At 48.9% G+C, this 25,007-nt stretch carries 14 protein-coding genes; 6 read left to right on the forward strand and 8 right to left on the reverse strand.

Annotated features, from left to right (window positions below; all coding sequences use genetic code 11):
* The 4 genes from ACFW2W_RS15800 to ACFW2W_RS15815 form a co-directional block, all read right to left on the reverse strand.
* Window positions 1–744 (reverse strand): TylF/MycF/NovP-related O-methyltransferase, encoded by a 744-nt coding sequence (locus ACFW2W_RS15800; protein WP_378179862.1) that lies wholly within the window; start codon window positions 742–744, stop codon window positions 1–3.
* A complete protein-coding gene (gene murJ / locus ACFW2W_RS15805) occupies window positions 741–2,114 on the reverse strand; it encodes a murein biosynthesis integral membrane protein MurJ (RefSeq protein WP_378179865.1) in 1,374 nt (457 codons plus the stop codon). Before murJ ends, ACFW2W_RS15800 begins: the two co-directional genes overlap by 4 nt.
* 125 nt (window positions 2,115–2,239) lie before the next feature.
* Window positions 2,240–2,803 (reverse strand): hypothetical protein, encoded by a 564-nt coding sequence (locus tag ACFW2W_RS15810; protein ID WP_378179868.1) that lies wholly within the window; start codon window positions 2,801–2,803, stop codon window positions 2,240–2,242.
* Between the two features lie 25 nt (window positions 2,804–2,828).
* A complete protein-coding gene (locus ACFW2W_RS15815; RefSeq protein WP_378179871.1) occupies window positions 2,829–4,577 on the reverse strand; it encodes an S-layer homology domain-containing protein in 1,749 nt (582 codons plus the stop codon).
* Window positions 4,578–4,731: 154 nt separating this feature from the next.
* Here ACFW2W_RS15815 and ACFW2W_RS15820 point away from each other — a divergent pair, with 154 nt between their 5' ends.
* Both ACFW2W_RS15820 and ACFW2W_RS15825 read left to right on the forward strand, forming a co-directional pair.
* Window positions 4,732–6,249 (forward strand): SLBB domain-containing protein, encoded by a 1,518-nt coding sequence (locus tag ACFW2W_RS15820; protein WP_378179874.1) that lies wholly within the window; start codon window positions 4,732–4,734, stop codon window positions 6,247–6,249.
* 161 nt (window positions 6,250–6,410) lie between these two features.
* Window positions 6,411–8,783 (forward strand): GumC family protein, encoded by a 2,373-nt coding sequence (locus ACFW2W_RS15825; protein WP_378179877.1) that lies wholly within the window; start codon window positions 6,411–6,413, stop codon window positions 8,781–8,783.
* A gap of 232 nt (window positions 8,784–9,015) precedes the next feature.
* Here ACFW2W_RS15825 and ACFW2W_RS15830 read toward each other — a convergent pair whose 3' ends face one another.
* The gene (locus ACFW2W_RS15830; protein WP_378179880.1) at window positions 9,016–10,026 is read right to left on the reverse strand and encodes an NAD-dependent epimerase; all 1,011 of its coding nucleotides are present in this window, start codon (window positions 10,024–10,026) and stop codon (window positions 9,016–9,018) included.
* A gap of 585 nt (window positions 10,027–10,611) precedes the next feature.
* On the opposite strand from ACFW2W_RS15830, the gene ACFW2W_RS15835 reads away from it, so the two are divergent.
* Window positions 10,612–12,288, forward strand: a complete 1,677-nt coding sequence (locus ACFW2W_RS15835) for a hypothetical protein (RefSeq protein WP_378179883.1) — start codon at window positions 10,612–10,614, stop codon at window positions 12,286–12,288.
* A gap of 416 nt (window positions 12,289–12,704) precedes the next feature.
* On the forward strand, window positions 12,705–19,268 hold the full coding sequence (locus ACFW2W_RS15840) for a translocation/assembly module TamB domain-containing protein (protein WP_378179886.1): 6,564 nt from the start codon (window positions 12,705–12,707) through the stop codon (window positions 19,266–19,268).
* On the opposite strand, the gene ACFW2W_RS15845 is transcribed toward ACFW2W_RS15840, so the two are convergent.
* Window positions 19,178–19,486, reverse strand: coding sequence for a hypothetical protein (locus ACFW2W_RS15845; RefSeq protein ID WP_378179889.1), 309 nt, complete (start codon window positions 19,484–19,486; stop codon window positions 19,178–19,180). The two genes, ACFW2W_RS15840 and ACFW2W_RS15845, sit on opposite strands and share 91 nt — an antisense overlap.
* Before the next feature lie 217 nt (window positions 19,487–19,703).
* On the reverse strand, window positions 19,704–20,894 hold the full coding sequence (locus ACFW2W_RS15850) for a histone deacetylase (RefSeq protein ID WP_378179892.1): 1,191 nt from the start codon (window positions 20,892–20,894) through the stop codon (window positions 19,704–19,706).
* Between the two features lie 237 nt (window positions 20,895–21,131).
* Here ACFW2W_RS15850 and ACFW2W_RS15855 point away from each other — a divergent pair, with 237 nt between their 5' ends.
* Window positions 21,132–21,476 (forward strand): GNAT family N-acetyltransferase, encoded by a 345-nt coding sequence (locus ACFW2W_RS15855; RefSeq protein WP_378179895.1) that lies wholly within the window; start codon window positions 21,132–21,134, stop codon window positions 21,474–21,476.
* Window positions 21,477–21,879: 403 nt separating this feature from the next.
* Entirely contained in the window at window positions 21,880–24,360 is a 2,481-nt protein-coding gene (locus ACFW2W_RS15860) for an ATP-dependent Clp protease ATP-binding subunit (protein ID WP_378179898.1), read from the forward strand.
* Between the two features lie 262 nt (window positions 24,361–24,622).
* On the opposite strand, the gene ACFW2W_RS15865 is transcribed toward ACFW2W_RS15860, so the two are convergent.
* Entirely contained in the window at window positions 24,623–25,000 is a 378-nt protein-coding gene (locus ACFW2W_RS15865) for a type II toxin-antitoxin system HigA family antitoxin (protein ID WP_378179901.1), read from the reverse strand.
* Window positions 25,001–25,007: the final 7 nt, after the last annotated feature.

Raw genomic sequence — 25,007 nt, forward strand, 5'->3', positions numbered from 1 at the left:
TTATTTTTTGATGACAAAAGCTTGACCACTTGGAACATTAATAATTTTTTCTGTCTTATCTTTCATAAACTCATCAAATGCTTTTTTTGCGCCTGGACAGGTTATAAATCCGTAGTCATCACACAAGATTAGTCCACCAGTTACCATTTTGGGATAGAAAAAACAAAGGGAATCAAAGGTAGGTTGATAAAGGTCAACATCTATATGAACAAAACAAAATTTTTCACTTGAGACATTCTTAAATGTTTCTGGTATCCATCCTTTATAGATTTTTATTTTATCTTTATACTCGGCAAGATTTCTTTTAGCTATATCTTCAGTGGCTTTCAAATCACCTGCCTGCCAATACACTCCATCTATGTCCAAAGGTAAAGATAAGCCTTCAAACGAGTCAAAAGCATGATGTACCTTGTTAGTATTTTTAAATTTATTACAAATTAGCCAAGATGAAGCACCGTTAAAGACACCACACTCAGCCGTGTCACCCGGCAATTCATCAACGAGCGATAACAAAGATGTAATAAAAAATTTTCTATCAGCAGAACGGTAGCTTTTCCCTACATATTTATCGTAAAAATTGAAAAATTCTTTATCTTCAAGCCATATCTTCCCATGCTCACTGACAGTAAATTTTGGATACCATAAAGATGCTAGCTTCTCAGCGAGAACAAAGCTGGCATAGATACTTTCTTGTTTAGAAAAGAACTTCTTATATAAGAGCCGAAAAAGTGTTAGTAACTTCATATAAGTTTGTGCGTAATTTTTTTCACCTTCAATAAACAGTAGGTCGAGTAACAAAAGGAAAAACAGATAACAATGGAAGTAGATAAGGCAATACCTGAGACGCCCATATACTTTGTAAACAAGTAATTCAAGCTAATGTTAATTATTAAATTAAACACAGCCGTCCACATCAGTATCTGATTAAGCTGAATTGATGAAATTAACCGCACAATCAAAATGCCCGCAATATAAAAAGGTATTTGTAAGGCATAAAAAGCTTGTATTTGGGCTACTAAGCGAGTGGCTTCATTTGTAAATGAACCTCTTTGAAACAACACTTGGATGATACTTTCAGAAAACAGGAATAAAAACCCTGTTAAGGGTACTGTTACCAGAAAAATTAAAAAAAGAAAACGCTGAAGTGTATAGCGCACTCCTGCCCAATCTTCACAGGCAACCATTTTTGAACAATAGGGAATCACAGCAGTTCCCAATCCTGTAGCCATTAGCCCAATTGGAAATGCAATTACTTTATTGCCATAGTTCAACGCAGCGACACTTCCGGGTGATAACATCGCCGCCATTGATTGATCTACCAAAGTAGTGCTGCTCATTAAACAAGCTCCAGCAATCATGGGAGCATACTGACCAGCTACCAGACGCAAGTGAGAATCAAATCCGTACCAGCTGGGGCGCAATGAGATGCCTTGCCGCTTCAAGGAGGCTCCCAAAAGCAGCATTTCCAATAATGCACCGCAGACTAACCCAGTTGCTAAGGCAAAGATACCCCAAGAGCGGCACGTCAGTAACAGTATTGCACTACAGGTCGGAGTGATAATCGGCGTGAGAGCGGCTAATGCAAACCGCTCTCCCGCATTCAGTACTGCACCCCAGATAACTTGAATTCCACTCAGCATCAGAACAGGGGCAATTATCCAGAGTAAGCGGTAAGTTAAATCTAACTTTTCTGGGCTGAATCCTCTAGCAATTAATGGTAGATAGAACGGCGCAGTTACTACCATTAAAAAAGTAGCGATCGCCAGCAACCCCAAACTCCAAACCATTACCCCAGAAAACAACCTTTGAGCCGCTTCTTTTCCTTCTTTTTCGCGCACCCTAATATATGTAGGGATCAGAGCTGCATTAAAAGAGCCAGCCACTACACTGATCAGAAAAGAGGGAATTAATAAGGCAATTAAAAAAGCATCAAGGTCGTCCCCAGTTCCAAACCTCCAAGCTACAATAAATTCCTTACCAAAGCTTGCCACTTTCACTACAGCCGTCCACATCGCCACTGTAACCGCTGCACCAAAAATTTGGCGGTTGATTGAGCCACTGGTCAGCTTTTTCCAAGAATTGAGCAGCTTTTGTGCTGACAGAGTTTGTTTCACCTACACTTAGATCGAGTTTTCAGTCCGCTGAGCGATTTCATCCCAAAAAACCCTGTAGGGATTGATAGTAGCAGCGCTCAACCCCACAGAGCCTTATTAACTGACATCAAAACTTGCAGGTACCATTAACCTGCTCCAAAAGCCGCATTTAGCAATGCAGCTAGGACGGATTGAATCGCCAGCAGCTCATCGGGAGGATCGCTTAATAACACACCACTACTGGAGTTGATGAGAGCATTGTAGGCTTCAACTGCTGCCGCCAGCCTAACCGCATCGACTCTACCATTTGCGGTTAGCCCTTGCAAATTGGCAACCACGTTACGAGCCAGGGTCGGATTAATGCCTTCAGTAGCATTCACCAGACCGCTTTCCAGCTGGCTAGCGCTAGCAGCAACATTTCCAGTCCCCGTCAAAACGTTCCCTAAGCTGTTATTTGCAGTCTGGGAGTTGACTGAGGTTGCTGCCTGATTGACAGCAGAGGCGATCGCCTCCGTTCTGAAAGCGAGTCTTCCCCGCCCACCTCTGTCGGGTATAAAGGCTCCGTTGACAAAGTCGCTAGTCGTCATAATCGGACCAGTGACATCTGAATTGAAGCCGGGAGTTTGGGCAAATGCTGTTTCCGAAAACAGTAGAGAAGAACCTAAAGCTAAACCTAGACTGAGATTTAAAGAAAGACGTTTGATGTTCATGGCTTTTGTTTTGCGAGCAAAGAACTTAGAAAGTGATGCCGTAACCGACGCCCAGGATGAAACGCGCACCATCACCGGCATTTCCGGTTACATCAGCAAGCGCTGGAGTGATGATCAGCGGTATATTCTGGAACGGAGCAATAGAAGCACCCACATTCAAATCTTGACCGCTCCATTCGGCAATGACAGATATCGGTTGAGCGACCCGCACGCCAATACTGCCAAACGGATTGACTGAGTCTCTACCCGCCTCAATATCAGGTACTGACCGAAAGCGACCCCCACCCAAACCCACAGAGGCAGTAACTGAGGGGGAGAAGCCTGCGGTTGTCCGAGATCCTAGCGGAAAAACTTTACTGACGACACCATAAACGGTGCTGTACCCCGGATCGGGATTTCCGAACGTCTCAATATTTTCCACCCCAACCGCTACAGCTATGTCATTAGCAAACTGACGGTGAATCTTGAAGCTAATCCCACCATCTTCAAAGCTATCATCGCCGAAGAGGTCATAAATTGAGATAACTCCTTCTACACCCACTGTTTTCCGAGCATCGCCCAGACCAATACCCGCTGCAATTACCCCATCTGCCCTATTGGTGTTACGAGTTCTTTCTTGGAAGCCCCCTCCGATAAATGCCTGACCCCGGTCAGCCCCGAAAGCCGTGGGTGTGGTAATACTGGAATTTCCCCCAATTAACCGCCGCAGCTGTTCTACTATCGGGGGTGCGGGAAGTCGATACTGTTGGCGCAAGGCTGCAACTTGTTCTGCTGTCAGGGGAGGCGGTGTTGTCGCAACTGGTTCGTAGCCAACAACGTAACGAGCGGCAACATCCGTTGGGGGAATCTGCGGCGCTTGCCCCGCATTCACTAAAGCCTGGTAAATAAACGCCGCTACGTCAGCACGGGTGGCTAACTGATTGGGATTTAACAGCGCCACATCTGGATAGTTGACAACCAGTTGATTTTGTGCGGCGGCGGCAATGCTGGTGCGGGCATAGTCAGGAATGCTGCCAGCATCCTGAAATAAACTGTTTAAAATCGAGGCGGTGTCTGCTGTGGGATTCAGGTTAAGTCCACTGACCAAAGATACCAAGACTTGGACGCGGGGGATGTTTTGATTCGGCTGGAAAACCCGGTTGGGGTATCCTTCTAGAAATCCCGTCCGATAAGCTTCCTGAATCGCTGTGTAACCCCAGTAATTTGCAGGTACATCCACAAAATCCACCGCTTGGCGAGTGGCAGGTCTTTGAAAAGCCTTGCGAATCATGGCGGCAAACTGAGCGCGTGTCACCGGCTCGTCAGGACGGAAAGAGCCATCTGGAAAGCCTACGATCACATCTCGCTGTGCGAGTGCTTCAATAAAAGTCTGCGCCCAGCTACCCTGTACATCCGGGAAGGTGCTGGCTTGAGCCAATTGAGACGGCGTCCTGACGGCTCCGGGTTGCTGTAAACTTCTTCTTGGGGCGGCTGGATTGCTAATCGCTGGCAGCGAAGAGTTGGCAGGGGTGGCGGTTGAAGGAGCAGGCGGGTTGTTAGAACGCAGCGCCTCAGCCCCCAGCATCGTTTTTAAGAGTGCGTCACCCATTGAACCGCTACCCTTGGCTGGTACTGAAGCGTTCCCGTTGGTAGAACTTGCCCCGGTGGTAGCCAAACTGGCAGCCGCATAGAGGATCGTACTGCCCAAAAACATGGAACTTAGTAGGATATGTACTCGGTACCGCAATTTCTTGTTGCTAGCACTGACACGGCTCCTACCTGTTGCTGGCGTCATAACCTTTCCTCCTCATACCCAAATATTCCTTGCCACCTCAAAGGTACACGAGTTTGGGAAAATTACGTTGATGATTAAAATTTATACTGCAACTTTTTACGGATTGTATCCGTCAATGGCGTGACTTTGTGTAACGAGGTTTAACAGATTTGGAATGGAGAGTGCTAAGTTGAGCGCCAAAAGGCATCGTGAAACAAGCTGTAATTTTTGGACGATCGGTACTGGTTTTCCGAAACTGGCTACCCGAACCGTTGTGGGCTTCGCGCTCCTATTTGTGGCGGCGATGACGGTTTCACCACCAGCGATCGCGCAACTCCCCGGATTGCCATCTGCTGCCCCAGCGGGAACATCTGCAAGACGTGGACCGGATGCCCCGTATACTTTAGGAGCAGGCGATCGCGTCCGGCTGGATATTTTTGAGGTTCCCGAATACAGCGGTGAGTACCAGGTGCTAATCGATGGCACGCTCAACCTGCCAATCATTGGCAGCGTACCCGTTCAGGGACTGACCCTCCAAAGAGCAACCGATGAAATTTCTAGCAGATACGCTCGTTACATCCGACGACCCCTGCTAACCATTACTCTACTGGCACCCCGTCCGGTCAAAATCGCGGTGGCTGGGGAAGTCAATCGTCCGGGTTCCTACACCGTTAGCCTCACCGAAGGCAGGCAATTTCCCACCGTCACCCAAGCACTGCAATTGGCTGGAGGCATTACCCAAGCCGCCAACATCCGCCAAGTACAACTGCGCCGCCTTCAATCACCCGGTTCCTCGGATATCATCGCCGTCAATCTCTGGGAATTACTCAACAACGGCGATTTGAGTCAAGACCTCACCTTGCGAGATGGAGACTCGCTGTTTATCCCCACCAGCCCCCAAATCAACCCCGATGAATCCCGTACCCTAGCTGATGCCAGCTTTGCACCCCAGAACACCGGGCCGATCAAGATTGTCGTTGTCGGGGAAGTGTCCCGTCCAGGGCCTTATATCGTGTCGCCAGCAACCGTTGCCACTGCCAATATTCCCCCTGAGGTCAATACAACGGCGGCTTCCAGCAGCACTCCTGCCACCGTGACACAAGCCATTCAAGTCGCTGGGGGAATTACCCCCTTAGCGGATATTCGCCAGGTTCAAATCCGCCGTTCCGCCCGTTCTGGACCAGAAAAAGTCCTCGATATCAACCTCTGGCAACTTTTACAGTCCGGGGATGTCACTCAAGATGTCATCTTGCAGGAGGGAGATACCGTGGTGGTGCCTACTGCCAGCAATATCGACCCCTCTGAGGTACCCCAAATCGCCTCGGCTAGCTTCTCTCCCAATACCATTAGGGTCAATGTGGTCGGGGAAGTTGCCAAAGCAGGGACGATTGAAGTGCCACCCAATACGACCTTGAATCAAGCAGTGCTGGCAGCCGGAGGATTTAACAATCGCGCCCGGAGGAGTTCGGTAGAGCTGATTCGTCTCAACGCCAATGGCACCATTTCTAAGCGGAACGTCCAGGTCAATTTTGCTCAGGGCATCAACGATCAAAACAATCCTGTTTTACGAAATAACGACGTGGTGGTGGTAAACCGCTCTAGCCTCGCTAATTTCTCAGACACGCTGGGGACAGTGTTGAGTCCGCTGGGAGGGGTTTTCAGCTTATTCAACTTTTTTAGAATCTTCCAGTAGAAACCTGGCTTGCTAGGTCTGGAAAGCCGCAATCAAGAGCTGAGGAAAAAATTCGGTCGTTTGGATGTAGCTTCCTGCACTTTCATGGTACAAAATGAGGCAAGAACCAGGAATATCCCTGGCGATCGCGTCAACCAAGCCAACAAGGTGCAGGGGTTTAGATGGAAGCGGGCCAATTTTCTCAACCGTCATCGCCGAAAGGGAATGGCAAGCAACTTCAGCCATTGCCGCTAACCGACGAAACTCAGTTTCTGGATAACAACCAGGACGAGTTGAATGTTCGTCAGCTCTTGAATGTGGTGCGTCGCCGTGCCTTGGTGATTGCGGGGGTGGCGATCGTTGTCACGACTGGAATCGGCTTGTGGACATTCAGCCAGACACCCAAGTATGAAGGAAAGTTTCAACTGCTGGTGGAACCCGTTACGGCTGAAAATAAGCTGACCAAACTCACTCAATTGCAGGCTATAGAGCCAGCCCTAAACGAATCTAGTCTGGATTACGAAACCCAAATTAAAGTTTTACTTAGTTCCGAACGGATGGCTGCATTCATCGCTCAGATACAAAAGCGCTATCCCGACATCGACTATGAATCACTAATTCTTGAAAAAAACCTGACAATTACCCAGTTAGATAAAACAAAAATTTTAGAAGTACGCTACCGGGATACCGATCCCGATAAAATAAAGTATGTATTATTTGAGTTGGCTAAAGTTTATCTGAGGTACTCTCTTCAGGAGCGGCAAACTAACCTCAACCAGGGAATTAAGTTTGTAGACGGTCAATTGCCTGCACTTCAGCAACGGGTGGACAAACTCCAGGGACAACTGCAAACATTTCGGCAGCGGTACAACATCCTCGATCCGCAAGAACAAGCCAAACAACTTGCCGAGCTAGTCTCTAATGTTGAGGAACAAAAACTCGATAACCAACTAAAACATAATGAAGTCCGATCGCTGTATGTAACGCTACAAAAACAGTTAGGATTACCCCCCAATCAAGCGATCGCTGCCGCGTCTCTTTCGGAAGCACCGCGCTACCAACAGTTACTCAACAAACTCAAGGAAGTCGAAACAAAGCTTGCCACCGAGTCAGCCCGGTTTCTAGAAGAAAGCCCCACCATTCAGTCACTCAAAGAGCAGCAGCAAAATTTGCTGCCCCTGTTGCAACAAGAAGCGGCGGCGGTACTGGGAAACAACCTGTCTGGTCTCAGCGAACGACAATATTTGTCTTCCCCCAGCACGGTGCGCCTAGAGCTGATTCAGCAATTTGTGGATGCGGCAAACCAAGTGCAGGTTCTGGAAGTTCGCGGCAATGCGATCGCGCAAGCAGAAAATCGCTTAAATCAACAAGTTAGACTACTGCCCCTGATTGCCCGTCAGTACACAGATTTACAGCGGGAACTCAACGTCGCAACCGACAGTTTGAACCGCTTTCTAGCCGTTCGGGAAACCCTGCAAATTGAAGCAGCACAGAAAGCTCTCCCCTGGCAGCTGATCGCCAAACCCCAAAAGCCAGAAGATCCCATCTTTCCCAAGCCAAAGCAAAATCTGATATTAGGAGCGATCGCTGGGGCAATGTTAGGACTGGCATCTGCCTTATTAGCAGAGCGACTCGACAACGTCTTCCACTCCCCTGAAGAACTCAAAGACAGCACCCGACTGCCCATTCTCGGCTTGATCCCCCAGCACAAAGAACTCAAGCTATTCAAACCCATCGCAGAACTCACCAATTTCGCCCAGCCGGATGGGAACAGAGCCTCAGCCAAGAACCAAAACGGAAATACCCCATCCAAAGAGCGTGCCCACACTCGCAAAGCTAGCTGGTACAATGCTTCTCCCTTCTTAGAATCCTTCCGTTCTCTCCATACCAATATCCGTTTTCTCGGTTCTGATACCCCCATCCACTCGCTGGTGGTTAGCTCAGCATCTCCAGCAGATGGCAAATCCACCGTTTCCGTACACCTAGCGCAAGCTGCTGCGGCAATGGGACAACGAGTTTTGCTGGTAGATGCAGATTTGCGGCGTCCTCAGGTTCATAACGTCCTCGGTTTAGAAAATCAGCAGGGACTGAGCAACGTCATTGCCACGGGTGTCACTCCCAGAGAAGCCATCCAGCGCTTGCCCTCCTGGGACAATCTCTACGTGCTAACCGCTGGGCAAATCCCGCCAGATCCAACCAGGCTGCTTTCCTCCAAGCGAATGCAGTATTTGATGGAGCAGTTGAACGCGGTTTTCGATCTAGTGATTTATGACACACCACCTATACTGGGTCTGGCAGATGGCAGACTCCTGGCTGTCCATACCAATGGCGTGATCATGGTGGCACGACTAGGCAAAACAGACCGCTCCATCCTGCTGCAAGCGATAGATGCATTAAAAATCTCTAGCGCCCCCGTCTTGGGTATGGTTGCCAACGGTGTGAGAAGAAGCGCCGGTGGATCGTACTATTACTACGATCGCTACTACGCTTCTAACCAAGAATCAGAAGTAGAAAATGCCAAAAAACTCTTGCAAAAGAAACTTGGATTGCGCTAGTCGTTAGGGATTAGTCATTAGTCCCTGAAAGACTATCCAAATCTCGGATGTGTAGGATGTGTAGGCTCCCTTTGAGTTCACGTTCCCCAGCACTGGTGCAATTTGCCCTAGTTACTCTCCCTTGAAGGCTAAAGCCTTACGGCATGAACGCGCCTACGCTATCGCTCTACCATTCCCTACGATTTTTCAAGCGTTTCAGGAGTTTTGGATAGTCTTTCAGAATGACTAACGGCTACGCCCCATAAAAAGAGCGATACCACTCAACAAAACGCGGAATTCCAACCTCAATGGATGTACTAGGCTTGAAGCCAACATCTCTTTGTAAATCACTAATATCGGCATAAGTTTCAGGAACATCTCCCGGTTGCATTGGCAGCAGATTTTTTACTGCCTTCGTACCGAGACAATCTTCCAAAACCTCGATAAAACGCCCTAATTCAACCGGCGTATTATTGCCAATATTGTAAATTTTATAAGGTGCCGCACTCGCTCCCGGATCGGAGTCAGCTCCTGCTAAATCAGGATTTGGCTGTGGAATTTTATCAGCTACTCGTAAAACTCCTTCTGCAATGTCATCAATGTAGGTAAAATCGCGCCGCATCTTACCATAATTAAAAACATCAATCGGACGCCCTCCTAAAATGGCTTTGGTAAACAAAAACATCGCCATATCGGGACGACCCCACGGCCCATAGACTGTAAAAAAGCGCAAGCCAGTAGTTGGTAAACCATACAAATGACTGTAGGTATGAGCCATCAGTTCATTTGCCTTTTTACTGGCTGCATACAAGCTGACTGGATGGTCTACATTGTCATGCACCGAAAAAGGCATTTTCTTATTTGCCCCGTAAACCGAACTAGAAGAGGCAAACACCAAATGTTTAACTTCCGAATGCCGACAACCCTCCAGGATATTCATAAATCCCACCAAGTTGCTATCGACATAGGCATGGGGATTTTTCAGCGAGTAACGTACACCCGCCTGGGCAGCCATGTGCAGCACTTGTTCAATCTGGGAATTAGCGAATAACTCAGCAATTCCTTGACGGTCAGCCAATTCAAGTTTGTAAAACTGAAAATTATTTTTGTCCTTCAGTTGCTCCAGACGAGCTTGTTTTAAATTGACATCATAATAATCATTGAGATTATCGATGCCAATGACCTCTTTTCCTCTATCCAGCAGCAGTTTACACAAGTAAAAACCAACAAAACCAGCGGCACCAGTAACTAAAATTTTTCCCATATTTTTTGTTTCTACTAGCTGTTAGCAGGTTGGTAATTGATGTGGCGTCATTGACAAGTAATGGCGATGACCGCGACAAATACAAAGGCGTTCAAGTCCAAAGTCTAGCCCAATTACTCAGGCGAATGCCATAGTTCCGTACAAGCTGCACTGGTGACATTAAGGGTTCATATGCCCTTACAACCCCACCAAACTCATGAAAGCTGCCTTGAGCCTATACAGGATACGCTCCGCTCTAGGAACCTAGTCGGGCGCATTTTGTTGATGAGAGCGAAAAGCGCTCCTCGCGTAGCGTATGCGTGTACCTGCACTCCTCGCGTAGCGTATGCTGCTAAATGCGGCTAATCCTTCACCGGCTATATGCCGCCTAGGAGACGCGCCTGCTTTCCCGGAAACAGGGAACTATCCCAGCCGTGTCTAGTCTGATGAAGAGCTTTAAGTTTAATTCTGCTTAGCGTCAGATTACAGGGTTTGTATATTACGTTTCATTTTGCCCATCTAACTGAGTCTGTCACCTTACGTATGGTAATCACGCACCTGCACAAATTTTTAACAACCTCAACTGCCAAAACTTCTAAATCTCAGATGATCTTTTGGTTCACTTTAAGCCTAACTTTCGCCCTCATTTATAGTCTTTTAGGACTCAAGCAGGCTTTCAGTAGCTCCTATGTGGTGCAAGATGATGCACGGGTGTATGTGTTTTGGATGCAACGATTTGTAGACTCAGACTTGTTTCCGAATGATTTTATTGCCGACTATTTTCAATCCATAACCCCATCTGGATATGCTGCTTTCTATCGACTGATAGCATCTGTAGGGATTGAGCCACTTGGCTTGAGTAAATTACTACCAGTCTTTTTGACACTGCTGACAACCGTCTGCTGTTTTGCAGTCTGCATGGAGATTTTCCCGGTACCAACAGCAGGATTTATTAGCACGCTGCTGCTTAATCAAAATCTCTCCATGAGGGATGATTTAGTTTCTAGCACTCCTAGGTCTTTTATTTTTTTGTTTTTCCTAGCATTTCTGTACTATTTGCTGCGGCGCTCTTTATTTTTATGTCTAGGTGCGATCGCTTTGTCTGGATTCTTTTATCCCCCGTTGTTGTTCATTTTAGCCGGAATCTTAATTTTGAGACTGGGGCGCTGGGACGGGCAGCAACTCCGTCTATCTAAGAATCGGCTTGATTATCTGTTCGGCGCTACTGGATTAGGACTTTGCCTGGTAGTCCTATTGCCTTATGCTTTGAAATCCTCTGAATTTGGCTCAGTGATCGCAGGGATGGAGCTAAGATCGTTACCAGCATTTTCTCAAACGGGAAGAATTCCTTTTTTTGATAACAATAATCCTCTATGGTTTTGGTTGTTTGGACAACATAGTGGTCTTCTGCCTAATGTGTTTGAACATCCCCTATCGCTGATGGGATTATTATTGCCAATTTTGATGCGATATCCCGATAAGTTTCCTTTAATTAGGCAAGTTACTAGCAACGTGATAATTTTGCCTCAGATTGCACTAGGATCTTTCGGAATATTTGTGGCTGCCCATGCCATGCTCTACAAGCTTTTTGCTCCCGCCCGTTACACGCGATATAGCCTCAAATTGGTGATGATATTGAGCGCAGGAATCGTGTTATTAGCGCTCCTAGATGCAGCTTTTCAGTGGGCAAGACAGCCGGATAAACTTTTTGTCCAGCGGCAGTTTATAGCCTTTGGTTTGACAACTCTACTAGGAACCATCCTGGTTTTTTATCCATATTTATTGAAAGAATTTCCAACCAGTAATTACGTGGTTGGAAAGGCACCAGCACTATATGAATTCTTTCAAGAACAACCTAAAAACATCCTCATTGCTTCCTTATCAGAAGAGGTAGATAACCTACCTACTTTTTCCGACAGATCCATCTTAGTCGGGTGGGAATATGCAATTCCTTATCACGTGGAATACGAACGTCAAATTCGCCAACGAGCTACCGATTTGATCCACACTCAGTACACTCCAGATTTGGCAGAAATTAAAAATTTCATTCAAGTCTATGGTGTAGATTTTTTCTTACTGGATAGAGCCGCATTCACCCCTAAATATATCACCAGCAATCCTTGGTTTATACAGTGGCAGCCGCTAGCGAAAGAGGTTTTAGGAATGTTGGAGCGGGGAAGTATTCCAGCTATGTCTGGTTTGATGCAGCGCTGTTCGGTTTTGGAGACGGGGGAGCTGGTTGTACTGGAAGCCAAATGTATGATTAAAGCTACCCCTGATTAAATACTACTGAAATCATTTCAACATAAGGTAGTTACAAGTAAAGGGTAGTCAGTGGCGACTAGCACAGACGCGAACTGACAAGTCAGCGCTTCGCTATCGCAGCCAATCTTCTCCAACCCAAAATTGGGAATCAAAAATCTAAAATGGTATGAGTTTTAGGCAATTGACAGATTGGTGAAACATATCAGTGCTGCTCAAGTCTGTTTGATTATGCATTGACTGTAGGATTCTAGTGTCACCTATGCGATCGCAGGCAGACCCTTTCAAAACAACTCTCATTCTGAGTACACGAGTGTGGGAAGATTCCCACATATAAAGACCATTGACACTTACATAGGACAAGCCGATAGTATTCATCGGTAGAAGCCTGCAATCATGTCTAAAGACACCCTCGTTACCGCCGTTGCTAGTTTTCTATGAAGAACTCCCCAAATTCGGGTAATGAAACAGCAGCTACCCGTTCCAATCGGCGTCTATGGGTACTATTAAACCGCACCGGCCTTGGGCTGGGCTTTATCCTGCTGGTGGGAACAATCGGCGGCGTCTGGTGGGCGTGGGTTTTTGTCTATCAGCGGTTAGCACCGATTGTTCAAGAAAATCTCACTCAGACGCTGAAGCGACCCGTGCAACTGGGGAAAGTCGAAAGCTTTTCCATCAACAGTCTGCGCTTCGGTGCCTCCTCGATCCCAGTCACGCCCAGCGATCCCGACCGCGCCTCGGTAGAGGCTGTAGACGTAGCTTTTGACCCGGTAGCACTGCTGTTTAGACGCACCTTAGAGCTAAATATTACCCTGGTTAACCCAGATGTCTACCTTGAAGAGGACAAAGAGGGACGCTGGGTTGCTACTGAACTGAAGTCAGAAGAAGCTGCTGGTCCGCTCAAGACCGATATTCAAAGCATTCGGGTTCAAAATGCGGACGTTGTGCTGGTGCCTGTCTCCAAGACAAGACAGAGGAGAAGAGGGAGCAGTGGAGCCAGGGAGAATGTAGATGCAACGCTGTCCCCGCAAAATCGCCCCCGCAGTAAAACTCAAGACACGCTCCCCAGCCTCGAATCCCAGCTTCCCAGAGCCGAGAAAAAGCCGGTGCCATTAGCTTTCAATCAGGTAAGCGGTACGGCTCGCTTTTTCGATAAAAACCAGCGGATTCGCTTTGATGTCAGCGCTCAATCTCAGGTTGAATCCGTAGGGACACCGAAAAGCCCTCAAAAACAGCAAACCAATGCAAGTGCTGCCATACAGAGCAGCGTCAGAATTTCTGGCGAATACCGCGCCCCAACTGGACAAACAAACCTGCTAATTCAAGGGCAAAACCAGAGCGCAGTCAATGCCGACCGCTTAATCAAACTGCCGCTAGACTTGCAGGCGGGACTACTGGATGGCAACCTGGAAGTCCAATTTCGGAATGGAGAGCAATCAACACTTCAGGGAACGGCTATTCTCAAAGATGTACAAGCGCAGATTCCCGAAGTGCCACAACCGTTTAACAATGTTAACGGAACGTTGCGATTTAAAGGATATGCGATCGCGCTGGAGAATGTCAGCGCTCTTTACGGTCAGGTTCCCGCAGTTGGCAATGGAGTTGTGGATACCCAGGAAAAAAATGGTGGGTACAACATTACAGCTCAAGTGAAATCGGTAGCGATCGCTACCGCCCTCAATACCCTCAAGGTACAATCGCCAGTCCCCGTAACCGGACAAGTCCGAGCCGGGGTGAAACTCACCGGGTCGCTCGAAAAGCCGATTCTATCAGGAACCGTTGCCACCCTTCAGCCAACCGAAAAGGTGCCCCTAATTGTAGATAAGGTAAACTTTCGCGGCATTAGCGGTCAATTTCAGCTGATCGATTCCCTCCTCACCATTACCAACATCCGTGGTTTGCCCAGCGTTGGCGGCAAACTGGCTGGCAATGGTCGCATTCAGATGGGCGACCAAGGCGGGTCGGTATTCGATATCGTCGGTCAAGACATTCCAGGGGATGCCGTTGCCCAAATTTACAACGCCAAGCCGACCAATATCCAAATCGGCACCGTGTCCGGCAAAGCACAACTTTTTGGCACCCCCGGCAACCTCCAGACCGTCGTGCAAGTTCAGGCACCCCAAGCCACCTACCCAGGCAGTGGAGAAGTCATCGTCACTCAGAATAAAACCTACTTCCGCAACACGACTCTGAGTGTTGGGGGAGGCACCGTCAACGTCAAAGGTCAGGTAGCAGAAGGTCGCTGGGAGGCGGCAGGCGTTGCCGATGATGTTCAACTGGCACGTCTGGCAGAACTCCCGCCACAGTTGCAGTCAGCCCTGGCAGATGGGATATTTTATCTAGCGGGAAGTGTCGATTCTTTCAAACCGGAAACCATTCGCGGCACCGCTCAGGCGAATGTCCGTGTTGCGGGTGGCACCGTCAAGGCATCAAAAATTGCGCTGAATGCAGGGCGCTGGCAAGCTTCCGGGCAAGCTTCTGGTGTCCAATTGAGACAGCTAGCACCGCAACTACCGCCGCAATTCCAAAATCAAACCGCAAATGGTTCTTTTAACTTATCCGGAAGTCTAGCTGCATTTAAACCCGAAACCATTAGCGGCACCGCATCGGTTCAACTGAATATTGGCGGTGGCAGCGTCAATGCCTCAAACGTCCGGCTTAACAACGGTCGCTGGCAAGCTTCTGGGCAAGCTTCTGGCGTCCAATTGGCAAAGGTGTTGCCCCAATTCCCAGGTCAGCTGAATAATGGTTCCTTCAACCTGTCAGGAAGTCTGACTGCTTTCACCCCCGAAACAATTAGCGGGACTGCACAAGGAAATTTTCAGGTTGGCGGTGGTAGTGTCAGTGCCACCAACGTGCAACTGGGGAACGGTCGCTGGCAAGCTTCTGGGCAAGCTTCTGGCCTCCAGTTGGCAAAGCTATTTCCCCAACTACCGCCGCAATTCCAAGGTCAGCTGAATAACGGTTCTTTTAAAGTCGCCGGGAGTCTGGAAAATGTTAGCCCCGAAACCATTAGCGGAGAAGCTTCTGGGCGGATTAATCTTGGCGGGGGCACGGTTACCGCCTCGAATGTCCAATTTAACAACGGTCGCTGGCAAGCGTCTGGTAAAGCGTCTGGGGTGCAACTGGCACGGGTGTTTCCCCAACTGCCACCGCAATTTCAAGGTCAGCTGAATAATAGTTCCTTTAATGTGTCGGGAAGTCTGGCGGCTTTTAGCCCGGAAACTCTTAGCGGCACGGCTTCTGGAAATCTGAACTTGGGCGGAGGCAGCGTCAGCGCCGCTAATGTAGAGTTTGGCAACGGTCGCTGGCAAGCTCGCGGACAAGCGTCTGAGGTTCAGTTGGCAAAGCTATTTCCCCAACTGCCACCGCAATTCTCAGGTCAGCTAAATAATGGTTCTTTTAATGTGTCGGGAAGTCTGGCGGCTTTTAGCCCGGAAACTCTTACCGGCACGGCTTCTGGAAATCTGAACTTGGGCGGAGGCAGTGTCAGCGCCACCAACGTGCAGTTTGGCAACGGTCGCTGGCAAGCGTCTGGCGAGGCGTCCAATGTCCAACTAGCTAGGGTGTTTCCGCAACTGCCACCGCAATTCTCAGGTCAGCTAAATAATGGTTCTTTTAATGTGTCGGGAAGTCTGGCGGCTTTTAGCCCGGAAACTCTTAGCGGCACGGCTTCTGGAAATCTGAACTTGGGCGGAGGCAGTGTCAGCGCCGCCAACGTACAGTTCGGCAACGGTCGCTGGCAAGCATCTGGCAAAGCGGATGGTGTCCAGTTGGCAAAAGTATTTCCCCAGCTGCCACCGCAATTCCAAGGTCGGCTGAATAATAGTTCCTTCAACCTGTCCGGCAGTTTGGCTGCCTTCACCCCGGCAACTCTTACCGGCACGATTTCTGGAAGTTTGAATGTGGGGGATGGCACCATCACCGCCTCAAATGTCCAACTCCAAAACGGGCGCTTTGAGGGTTCAATTATTGCCAACAATGTTGACCTGGAGCAGCTTGCAGCAGCGTTGCCAGATTCCGTGCCGGTTCCGGCGCTGCGAGGACGGGTAAGTGGCAGCGTTGATGCTTCTGGGTCGCTGACTGCTGTCAATCCGGCGGCTATCCGAGCAACCGGACAGTTGCGCGTCGAAGATTTTGCCGCCAATGACTTGGTGTTCGACCCCATTCTCACCGGGCAAATCAATTTAGTCCCCGGACAGAATAGTAGTGTTGAGCTGGCAGGCAATCAACAAGACCGGATTTCGCTGGTGTTGTCGCCTAGCTATCAACCCGTCTCTTTTTTAGTGAAGCGTGACGAGGTGATGGCACAAGGCAACCGAGAGGGCGATTTATTGGTGGTAAATGTGCAAAACGTTCCGCTGAAATTGTTGAAAGATTTAGCTCCCCGTAATGCTTTAGCAACCCTACCGCCAGCGATCGCATCCCAACCTATCGAAGGTAAACTTTCTGGAGATTTTATCCTAAATCTCGCCAATTTTAATCTTGCCGGAAATAATGTAGCGATCGCTCAACCCGTCCTTGGCAGCATTAAAGGCGATTCGCTGACAATCGGCAGTTTCCGCTATGCCGATGGTATCGCTACCGTTACTGAAGGAGAGTTCCGCCAAGGCGAAAGTCTATACGCACTCAAAGGTAGCGTCACTCAAACCTCCAGCGGTCCAGAACTGCAAGGTTCGCTGAAAGTGGCTCAAGGAAAAATCCAAAACGTCCTCCCCGTCCTGCAAATCTTTGATTTACAAGACCTCGCTAGAGGCGGACAACCCCAGTCTTATGCCAGCGCCGCCGATGTCCAACCCCAACCCGTCGGTCTACCAGGCGCTACCCTGCAAGCTCAACTGCGCCGCTTGTCGGAAATAGAAGCCATCCTTGCCGCCCAGAAAGCGGAACGGGAAGCTTCCCCCATCCCCGAACTCAAAGACCTCACCGGCAACTTCTCCGGCGAAATCAACGTAGCGGCTTCCCCTAGACAAGGCATCAACCTCAACTTTGACTTCGGCGGAACGAACTGGAAGTGGGGGAGAGACGACCAACCAAATCGCATTTACACCGCTGATAATGTCATTGTCAAGGGCAGCTTCCAAAACGGCGTCCTCACCCTTCTGCCCTTGCGAATTGAATCTGACGAAACCCTGCTCGCCTTCACTGGCACGCTTGGCGGAACAGAACAAAGCGGTCAGCTGCGCCTAAGAAATTTCCCAGTCGCCCCACTCCAACAGTTTGCCAATTTGCCCATCGATATCACCGGGAATCTCAATGGAACGGCAACCCTAGCAGGCAGCATCAACAATCCCCAAGCCATCGGCGAACTGACTCTCACCGATGGCACCCTGAACCAAACCGCCGTCCAAGCAGCGCGAGGCAGTTTCCGATACACCAATGCCCGTCTGACCTTCAGCAGCACCATCGCCACTGCCGAAGCCGGGGAGAATCCGCCCGATACTCAACCTGCAACAACTCCTAGTACCCCATCTCCAATCGCCAGTATCCCCTCGACGACTCAAATCACCGGCAGCATCCCCTTTTACCAGTTGCCCTTTCCCTCCGTCGCACCCGATAACAACCAACTCAGTCTGGATTTGAACGTTCAAAATGAGGGACTCTCCCTACTAAACCTGCTCTCGCGTTCCGCCGTCACCTGGGTGGATGGTACCGGACAGGTGCAACTCAACGTTCAGGGTACGGTGAATCCAAATACGGGTAAATTAAACCAGCTTGTCGCTAACGGTATTGCGACTGTTGACGATGCCACTATCAAAGCGCAGGCTTTGCCCGAACCGCTCACCAATGTCAACGGTAGGGTTTTATTTAACTTTGACCGCATCCAAGTAGAAAACTTCCGGGGTGACTTTAGCGGCGGTGAAGTGGTCGCCTCCGGAGCCATCCCCATCTCAGGCACGGGGCAAGGGACAGGCGAAAAACTCACGGTTAGCCTTGACAAGCTCGCTTTAAATTTGAAAGGGTTATACTCAGGCGGCGTTAACGGCAACGTGGAGATTACTGGCTCGGCTCTCAATCCCCAAATTGGTGGTGAAGTGCGACTTGCCGATGGTCGGGTGCTAATAGGAGAGACGGCAGGGGAAGGCGAAAGCGGGTCTTCTTCACCCGGTGGAGGTACCGCCACCCCATCATCCCCAACGTCTAACGAGCAACCCTTCACTCCTGCATTTAATAACCTGCAACTGACTTTAGGCAAAAGCGTCGAAATCAGCCGCCCACCGCTGCTGAGTTTTCAGGCGACTGGTGGCTTTACTCTCAATGGCACTTTGGATGAGCTTCAGCCAAAGGGCACGATTCGGCTAACCAGGGGTCAGGTGAATCTGTTTACCACTCAGTTCCGCTTGGCACGCGGCTACGAACACACGGCTCAGTTTACCCCCAATCAGGGACTTGACCCCGTTCTGGATATTCGGCTGGTCGCATCCGTTTCTGAAGTGACGCGCAGCCGGATTGCCGACATAAGCGCTACGGGTATTGTGAGTAGCGAAATTAGCGATGTTCCAGCTACCAATTTAGGGGCATTGCGAACGGTTCGCATCCAAGCCAGAGCCACAGGTTCGGCAAGTCAATTGGCAGATAATCTGGAGCTGACAAGTAATCCGCCTCGCAGTGAGAGCGAAATTGTCGCCCTTTTGGGTGGTGGTTTTGTGGAAACGCTGGGTCGGGGAGATACTACGTTAGGGCTGGCAAACTTGGCAGGTTCGGCGCTGTTGACACCTTTCCAAAATGTGGTGGGAGATGCGTTGGGATTGAGTGAATTTCGCTTGTTCCCCACGGTGGTTAGGGATGAAAAATCTCGCACTTCAACGCTAGGCTTGGCGGCAGAGGTTGGGGTTGCCATCACTCCCAAGCTTTCTGCCTCTGTATCGAAGATTTTGACGGCTGATGAGCCTCCTGAGTTTGGTGTCACTTATCGAGTCAATAATGAAATTCTGCTGCGAGGTGGCACCGATTTGTCTGGGGAAACGAGGGGAGTGGTGGAGTATGAAAAGCGCTTCTGAAAAAAAGAGTGAGGGCTGAGGGCTGAGGGCTGAGGGCTGAGGGCTGAGGGCTGAGGAGTGAGGAGTGAGGGCTGAGGGCTGAGGAGTGAGGGCTGAGGAGTGAGGGCTGAGGGCTGAGGGCTGAGGGCTGAGGAGTGAGGAGTGAGGAGTGAGGACTGAGGAGTGAGGAGTGAGGACTGAGGACGGGAGCATCTCGATGACAGCAAATATACGCCCACAGGCTAGAAGCCTGGGGCTAGAAGAACGAAGCCTGCCTTCGCAGGCTAATTATTAGCCTGCGAAGGCAGGCTTTGTTTGTTTAGCCGCGACTTTAGTCGTCGGACTCTCATTGGGATGCTCCCGTGAGGGCTGAGGAGTGAGGAGTGAGAAGTGAAAAGGGAAGTAGGGTCGAAAGTAAGCAGATTTTTATCTAGGGTGGTGTAGCGCACGTGATGACTACCGAGAGAATTGCCAACGACCTAGGTGTACTGCGTTGAGTGTTGCAATATATTCCTCCAAGTTAAAAGAAGACTTTGTTTCTCTTTGGGGGAGGGTTTCTTCAATGACAAGCGGCAAACCCAACATCGCCGCAGACGTATTAACTAGACAGTTGCCCAAATTCGTGGCATCGTAGCCACCTTCTAACAACAGCAGGTAATGCCCACCCACGAAGGCGATCGCTTCTGCGACCAAACGGGTTAGGTTGTAGTAAAGTTGGGCACTCAGGCACAAGCCTGCGCCAGGATCGTACAGGTAAAGATGATTGATATCATCAAAGTGTCCATCAAACCCCGCCGATACAATCACCATGTCGGGTTTAGCCTGGGCAATCAGAGCCGGTACGATAGTTTGGAACAGCGCCCAATACTCATCATCTGCTAGTTTAGCGGGTAGCGGCAGGTTGATAATGTTACCATTTGCGCCAATATCGTCAATGTTGCCGGTTTCCGGATAAAGCTCTGCACCGAATTGGTGGAGCGAGCAAAAAATGATGCGCGGGTCGTCCTGTACGATATCTTGGGTACCGTCTCCGTGATGCAAGTCCCAATCCAAGATTAAAACACGCTCTACGCCATCTTTTTTTAAGCAATATTTGGCTGCGATCGCTGCATTATTAAATAAGCAGAAACCACCCGCTTTTTCGCGTCCGGCGTGGTGTCCAGGCGGACGGTTTAAGCTCAGGGCGCTTTGAATCTGCCCGGACAAAATGCCTTTAATGGCGCTAATTCCTGCCCCAGCGGAAATCAAGGCGGTTTCGTAAGATCCTGGGCTTAAATAGGTAGACTCAGCCAAATACCCGCCAGCCGCACTGATTGCCCGGACTTGAGCAATGTATTCCGATGTGTGTACTGCCTGTAAATCCTCTTCCGTTGCCGGTTCTGGCTCTAGAAGGGTCATCTGCTGGATTAACTCAAAATCTCTTAGCGCTGCCATTGCTGCTGTCAGGCGACTGCTGGACTCCGGGTGTGGTACCGGACTAACGACTGGGTAAGGAAACTGAATTTGGTCTAACGTGTAAACTGGGTCAAGCAAATCTTGCCCCGCTACCCTGTGATATAGGTTATTTCCTTCGACCCTAATTTGACCGGGGTCGTGTATGGCAAATTCAGGAGTATAAATTAGGGCGATTGGCAACATCTTGGTCATTGGTTATTCGTGATTAGTCATTAGTCTTCAGCTAACGAATAATGACTCTTCATCCATTACCCATTTTCTCAAAAATGCACATTGAACCCCTTTCTCATCAGACTGTTAATGAAGCGATTAATCTAGTCCATACAGTTTTTCTCTACCAAATTTTCTCTGAACGAGCCAGTGCCTGTATTTCCCTTAAGCTTAAGGAAAAACAGTATAATTTCTCAAATTGCTTTCTGGCTGGTTGGGATGACCGAAGCCTGCTATTGGGTTGCCGTTGATGATGCTTCCCAAAAAGTAGTTGAAACAACTGGATTATACAGCAGCAAAGATGATAAAAATGAGGGATTATGGCTTGGCTGGACGTGTGTAGATACCGCATTTCGCGGTCAAGGAATTGGGAGGAAATTAGTTGATTTTGCTATTGAAAAGGCAGGCTCGGAAGGCAATAAATTTTTACGATTATACACCTCAAATCATCCCAACCAAGCCATCGCCCAGCTTCTCTACGATAAACGAGGATTTCGGATTATTGGTGAAGAACCGTTTAAGGGAAGTCGTCTCAAAAAAATCTACCGCGAGGTAGAGTTATAAGATTTTCTTACATTTTTAGTGAATAAAACTCTAATTTGTGTCGTAAGCTGCTAATACAAGGAGCAATTTATTGGGACTCAATAATAAGTATGATTAAGTTTATAAGAATTAATGAAGCCTCGCCCGGTTGAATCTTGGCGACTGTAGAGAAGGATTTTAAACCCACCCCTACATTTATATACCGGCAATTTCTAACTATCGAGGTATCTTTTCTTTCGCCATACATGCATCGCACTTCAAACCCATGCATAGGCGGCAACTACACCTGTTTCATACGGTTGTGCCCACTGCGATCGCTATCAGGGTAGAGATACATTGTTAATTAAGCAAGTACATAAAAGTTTATGCATGGGGAAATACCACTTCACCCATCGCCTAAACAGCTCGGTAGAGGAAAGCCGCCATGTTTCAACACTTCACAGACAAAGCCGTTAGGGTAATTATGCTATCTCAGGAAGAAGCACGTCGCCTGGGACACAACCTCGTGGGCACCGAGCAACTCCTTTTAGGATTAATTGCAGAAGGCACGGGTGTGGCGGCTAAAGTTCTGACCGACCAAGGCATCACCCTGCAATCATGCCGGATAGAAACCGAAAAAATTATTGGTCGGGGGTCTCGCTTTGTACCCTCTGAAATTCCCTTTACCCCTAAGGTGAAGCGGGTTTTCGAGCAAGCCTTTCTTGAGGCAAAGGCTTTCGGACATAACTATATTGGTCCGGAACACCTGCTGCTAGGGTTGATTCAAGAGGGGGAAGGAGTTGCCGCCAAAGTGCTGGCAAACCTGAACGCTGACCCGGCGAACATCCGTACCGCCGTGATTCGGAGGTTGGGAGAAGTCGCAGCCGTCTCCACTGGCAGTGGAGAAGATCGTTCGGCATCAGCACGTACTGACCGCAAAACCGCGACGTTAGATGAGTTTGGCACGAATCTGACCGCACTAGCAGCACAAGGCAAGCTCGATCCAGTCGTCGGTCGCACCAAAGAAATTGAACGCGCTATCCAGATTTTAGCTCGCCGCACCAAGAGTAACCCGGTTTTGATTGGAGAGCCAGGGGTTGGTAAAACGGCGATCGCTGAAGGTTTAGCTCAGCGTATTGTGAATAAAGACGTTCCTGGTTTCTTGGAAGATAAGCAGGTGATCGGTCTGGATATGGGTTCGCTGATCGCGGGTACCAAATTCCGGGGCGAATTTGAAGAACGCCTCAAGAAAATTGTGGAAGAAGTTCGGACATCGGGGAATATCATTCTGGTTGTTGACGAAGTGCATACGCTAGTTGGTGCGGGGTCAACTGAAGGTGGCATGGATGCCGCGAATATCCTCAAGCCAGCATTGGCGCGAGGCGAGTTGCAGTGCATGGGAATGACAACTCTGGATGAATACCGCCAGCACATTGAACGAGATGCCGCCTTAGAACGTCGCTTCCAGCCGATTATGGTAGGCGCACCCAGCGTGAGTGAAACCATTGAGATTTTATTTGGTCTGCGCGATCGCTACGAGCAGCACCATAAAGTTAAAATCTCTGATATTGCTCTGGTTGCAGCCGCTCAGCTTAGCGATCGCTACATCTCAGATCGTTTCTTGCCAGATAAGGCAATTGACCTGATTGATGAAGCGGGTTCTCGCGTCCATCTGAGAAACAGCAAGTCTTCTGGTACTGGGCAACTGAAGCGCGAACTGCGTCAAGTGACCAAAGAGAAAGAAGAAGTTGTGAAGGCTCAAGACTTTGATAAAGCGGGACATCTGCGCGATCGCGAGTTGGAACTTGAGGCACAATTGAAAGCGATCGCTGACAACAAAAAGGCAGAAGTTATTAACGCCGAAAACTCCCCAGTTGTTGGCGAAGAAGATATCGCTCAAATCGTTGCTTCCTGGACTGGAGTTCCTGTCAGCAAACTCACCGAATCCGAATCGGAGTTACTGCTGCACTTAGAAGATACCTTGCACCAGCGTCTCATCGGTCAAGAGGAAGCCGTCACCGCCGCCTCTAAGGCCATTCGCCGCGCCCGCGTCGGTCTAAAAGACCCCAACCGTCCCATCGCCAGCTTTATCTTCTCAGGTCCAACCGGAGTGGGCAAGACGGAACTTGCGAAGTCGTTGGCTGCTTACTTCTTCGGTTCCGAAGAAGCCATGATTCGACTGGATATGTCGGAATTCATGGAAAGCCACACGGTTTCCAAGCTGATTGGTTCGCCTCCCGGATACGTGGGATACAACGAAGGCGGTCAGTTGACCGAAGCGGTGCGTCGCAAGCCTTACACGGTGGTACTGTTCGACGAAATCGAAAAAGCTCACCCCGATGTGTTCAATATGCTGCTGCAACTCTTGGATGACGGTCGCCTGACCGATGCTCAAGGTCGCACAGTAGACTTCAAGAACACCTTGATCGTCATGACCTCCAACATCGGTTCTAAAGTCATTGAGAAAGGCGGCGGCGGTCTAGGCTTCGAGGTATCCGACAATCAAGCTGAGGCTCAGTACAACCATGTTCGCGCTTTGGTGAATGAAGAACTCAAGCAATACTTCCGTCCTGAGTTTCTCAATCGTCTCGACGAGATCATTGTCTTCCGTCAGTTGACGAAGGACGAAGTGAAGCAAATTTCTGTTATCATGCTGCGCGAAATCTCCGAACGCTTGACCGAACAGGGAATTATTCTGGAAGTCAGCGATCGCTTCAAAGAGCGTGTCGTAACTGAAGGCTACAGTCCTGCTTACGGTGCAAGACCGTTGCGCCGTGCCATCATGCGACTCTTAGAAGACAACTTGGCTGAAGCCATGCTATCTGGCACTATTCAAGATGGAGACACTGCCATCATTGATGTTGACGATGACGGTCAGATTCGGGTAGTCAAATCCGAACAGCGAGAGTTACTTCCTGTAGCCTAAAGGGCATGAGTTACGCAATTCATTAGCTAAGATTTAGCATTTTCATTCCCTGGCAGAAATGTCAGGGGATTTTTTTCTTCAGTCAGGGGTTTAAACTCCTGGCTAATAGCTCAAGTCCACTTAAGTGGACTAATAACTGCTTTCCAGTCCACTTAAGTGGACTAATAACTGCTTTCCAGTCCACTTAAGTGGACTTTAGCTATTAGACCGGAACTTAAGTTCCGGGCGGTTTTTTGAAAATGGTGCAAGATGTAAAGTTAAATTATTTTTCATCAAAAAAAACGGCTGGCGAAATATGGAAAAAATTAGCCAATTTTTGAATATGTTCTACCGTTAGCTGACGCTTACCGTTCAGCACTGCCGAAACGATGGACTCCGTTTTAAAAATAGGAACCAGGTCTTTCTGTCGGAGATTCAACTCAACCATGAGCGCTTTAATTAGCTCTACGCCCTGAAGAGTAGGTAGAGGATGGTGAAGTTCTTCGTAATCGTGGACTAAACTACCTAACACATTGAGATAGTCCTGCTCGTCTGCTGTCAGAGTACCGCGATCTATCAAAGAATCTATCACCTGTTGCGTAGCAATAAAATCCTCTTCTGTAGCGATGGGACGCGGAGGAAAAGCCTTGAGTAGTGACATATACTCG

The sequence above is a fragment of the Coleofasciculus sp. H7-2 genome, assembly GCF_042747725.1.
Lineage (GTDB): Bacteria > Cyanobacteriota > Cyanobacteriia > Cyanobacteriales > FACHB-T130 > FACHB-T130.

Excerpts from the sequence above, each read along its gene's own strand:
- ACFW2W_RS15810 (WP_378179868.1), bottom strand. The coding sequence starts at position 2,803 with ATGAACATCAAACGTCTTTCTTTAAATCTCAGTCTAGGTTTAGCTTTA.
- ACFW2W_RS15835 (WP_378179883.1), top strand. The coding sequence starts at position 10,612 with ATGATCTTTTGGTTCACTTTAAGCCTAACTTTCGCCCTCATTTATAGT.
- ACFW2W_RS15860 (WP_378179898.1), top strand. The coding sequence starts at position 21,880 with ATGTTTCAACACTTCACAGACAAAGCCGTTAGGGTAATTATGCTATCT.
- ACFW2W_RS15850 (WP_378179892.1), bottom strand. The coding sequence starts at position 20,894 with ATGACCAAGATGTTGCCAATCGCCCTAATTTATACTCCTGAATTTGCC.
- ACFW2W_RS15820 (WP_378179874.1), top strand. The coding sequence starts at position 4,732 with ATGGAGAGTGCTAAGTTGAGCGCCAAAAGGCATCGTGAAACAAGCTGT.
- ACFW2W_RS15825 (WP_378179877.1), top strand. The coding sequence starts at position 6,411 with ATGGAAGCGGGCCAATTTTCTCAACCGTCATCGCCGAAAGGGAATGGC.
- ACFW2W_RS15800 (WP_378179862.1), bottom strand. The coding sequence starts at position 744 with ATGAAGTTACTAACACTTTTTCGGCTCTTATATAAGAAGTTCTTTTCT.
- ACFW2W_RS15815 (WP_378179871.1), bottom strand. The coding sequence starts at position 4,577 with ATGACGCCAGCAACAGGTAGGAGCCGTGTCAGTGCTAGCAACAAGAAA.
- ACFW2W_RS15830 (WP_378179880.1), bottom strand. The coding sequence starts at position 10,026 with ATGGGAAAAATTTTAGTTACTGGTGCCGCTGGTTTTGTTGGTTTTTAC.
- ACFW2W_RS15840 (WP_378179886.1), top strand. The coding sequence starts at position 12,705 with ATGAAGAACTCCCCAAATTCGGGTAATGAAACAGCAGCTACCCGTTCC.
- ACFW2W_RS15855 (WP_378179895.1), top strand. The coding sequence starts at position 21,132 with ATGACCGAAGCCTGCTATTGGGTTGCCGTTGATGATGCTTCCCAAAAA.
- ACFW2W_RS15865 (WP_378179901.1), bottom strand. The coding sequence starts at position 25,000 with ATGTCACTACTCAAGGCTTTTCCTCCGCGTCCCATCGCTACAGAAGAG.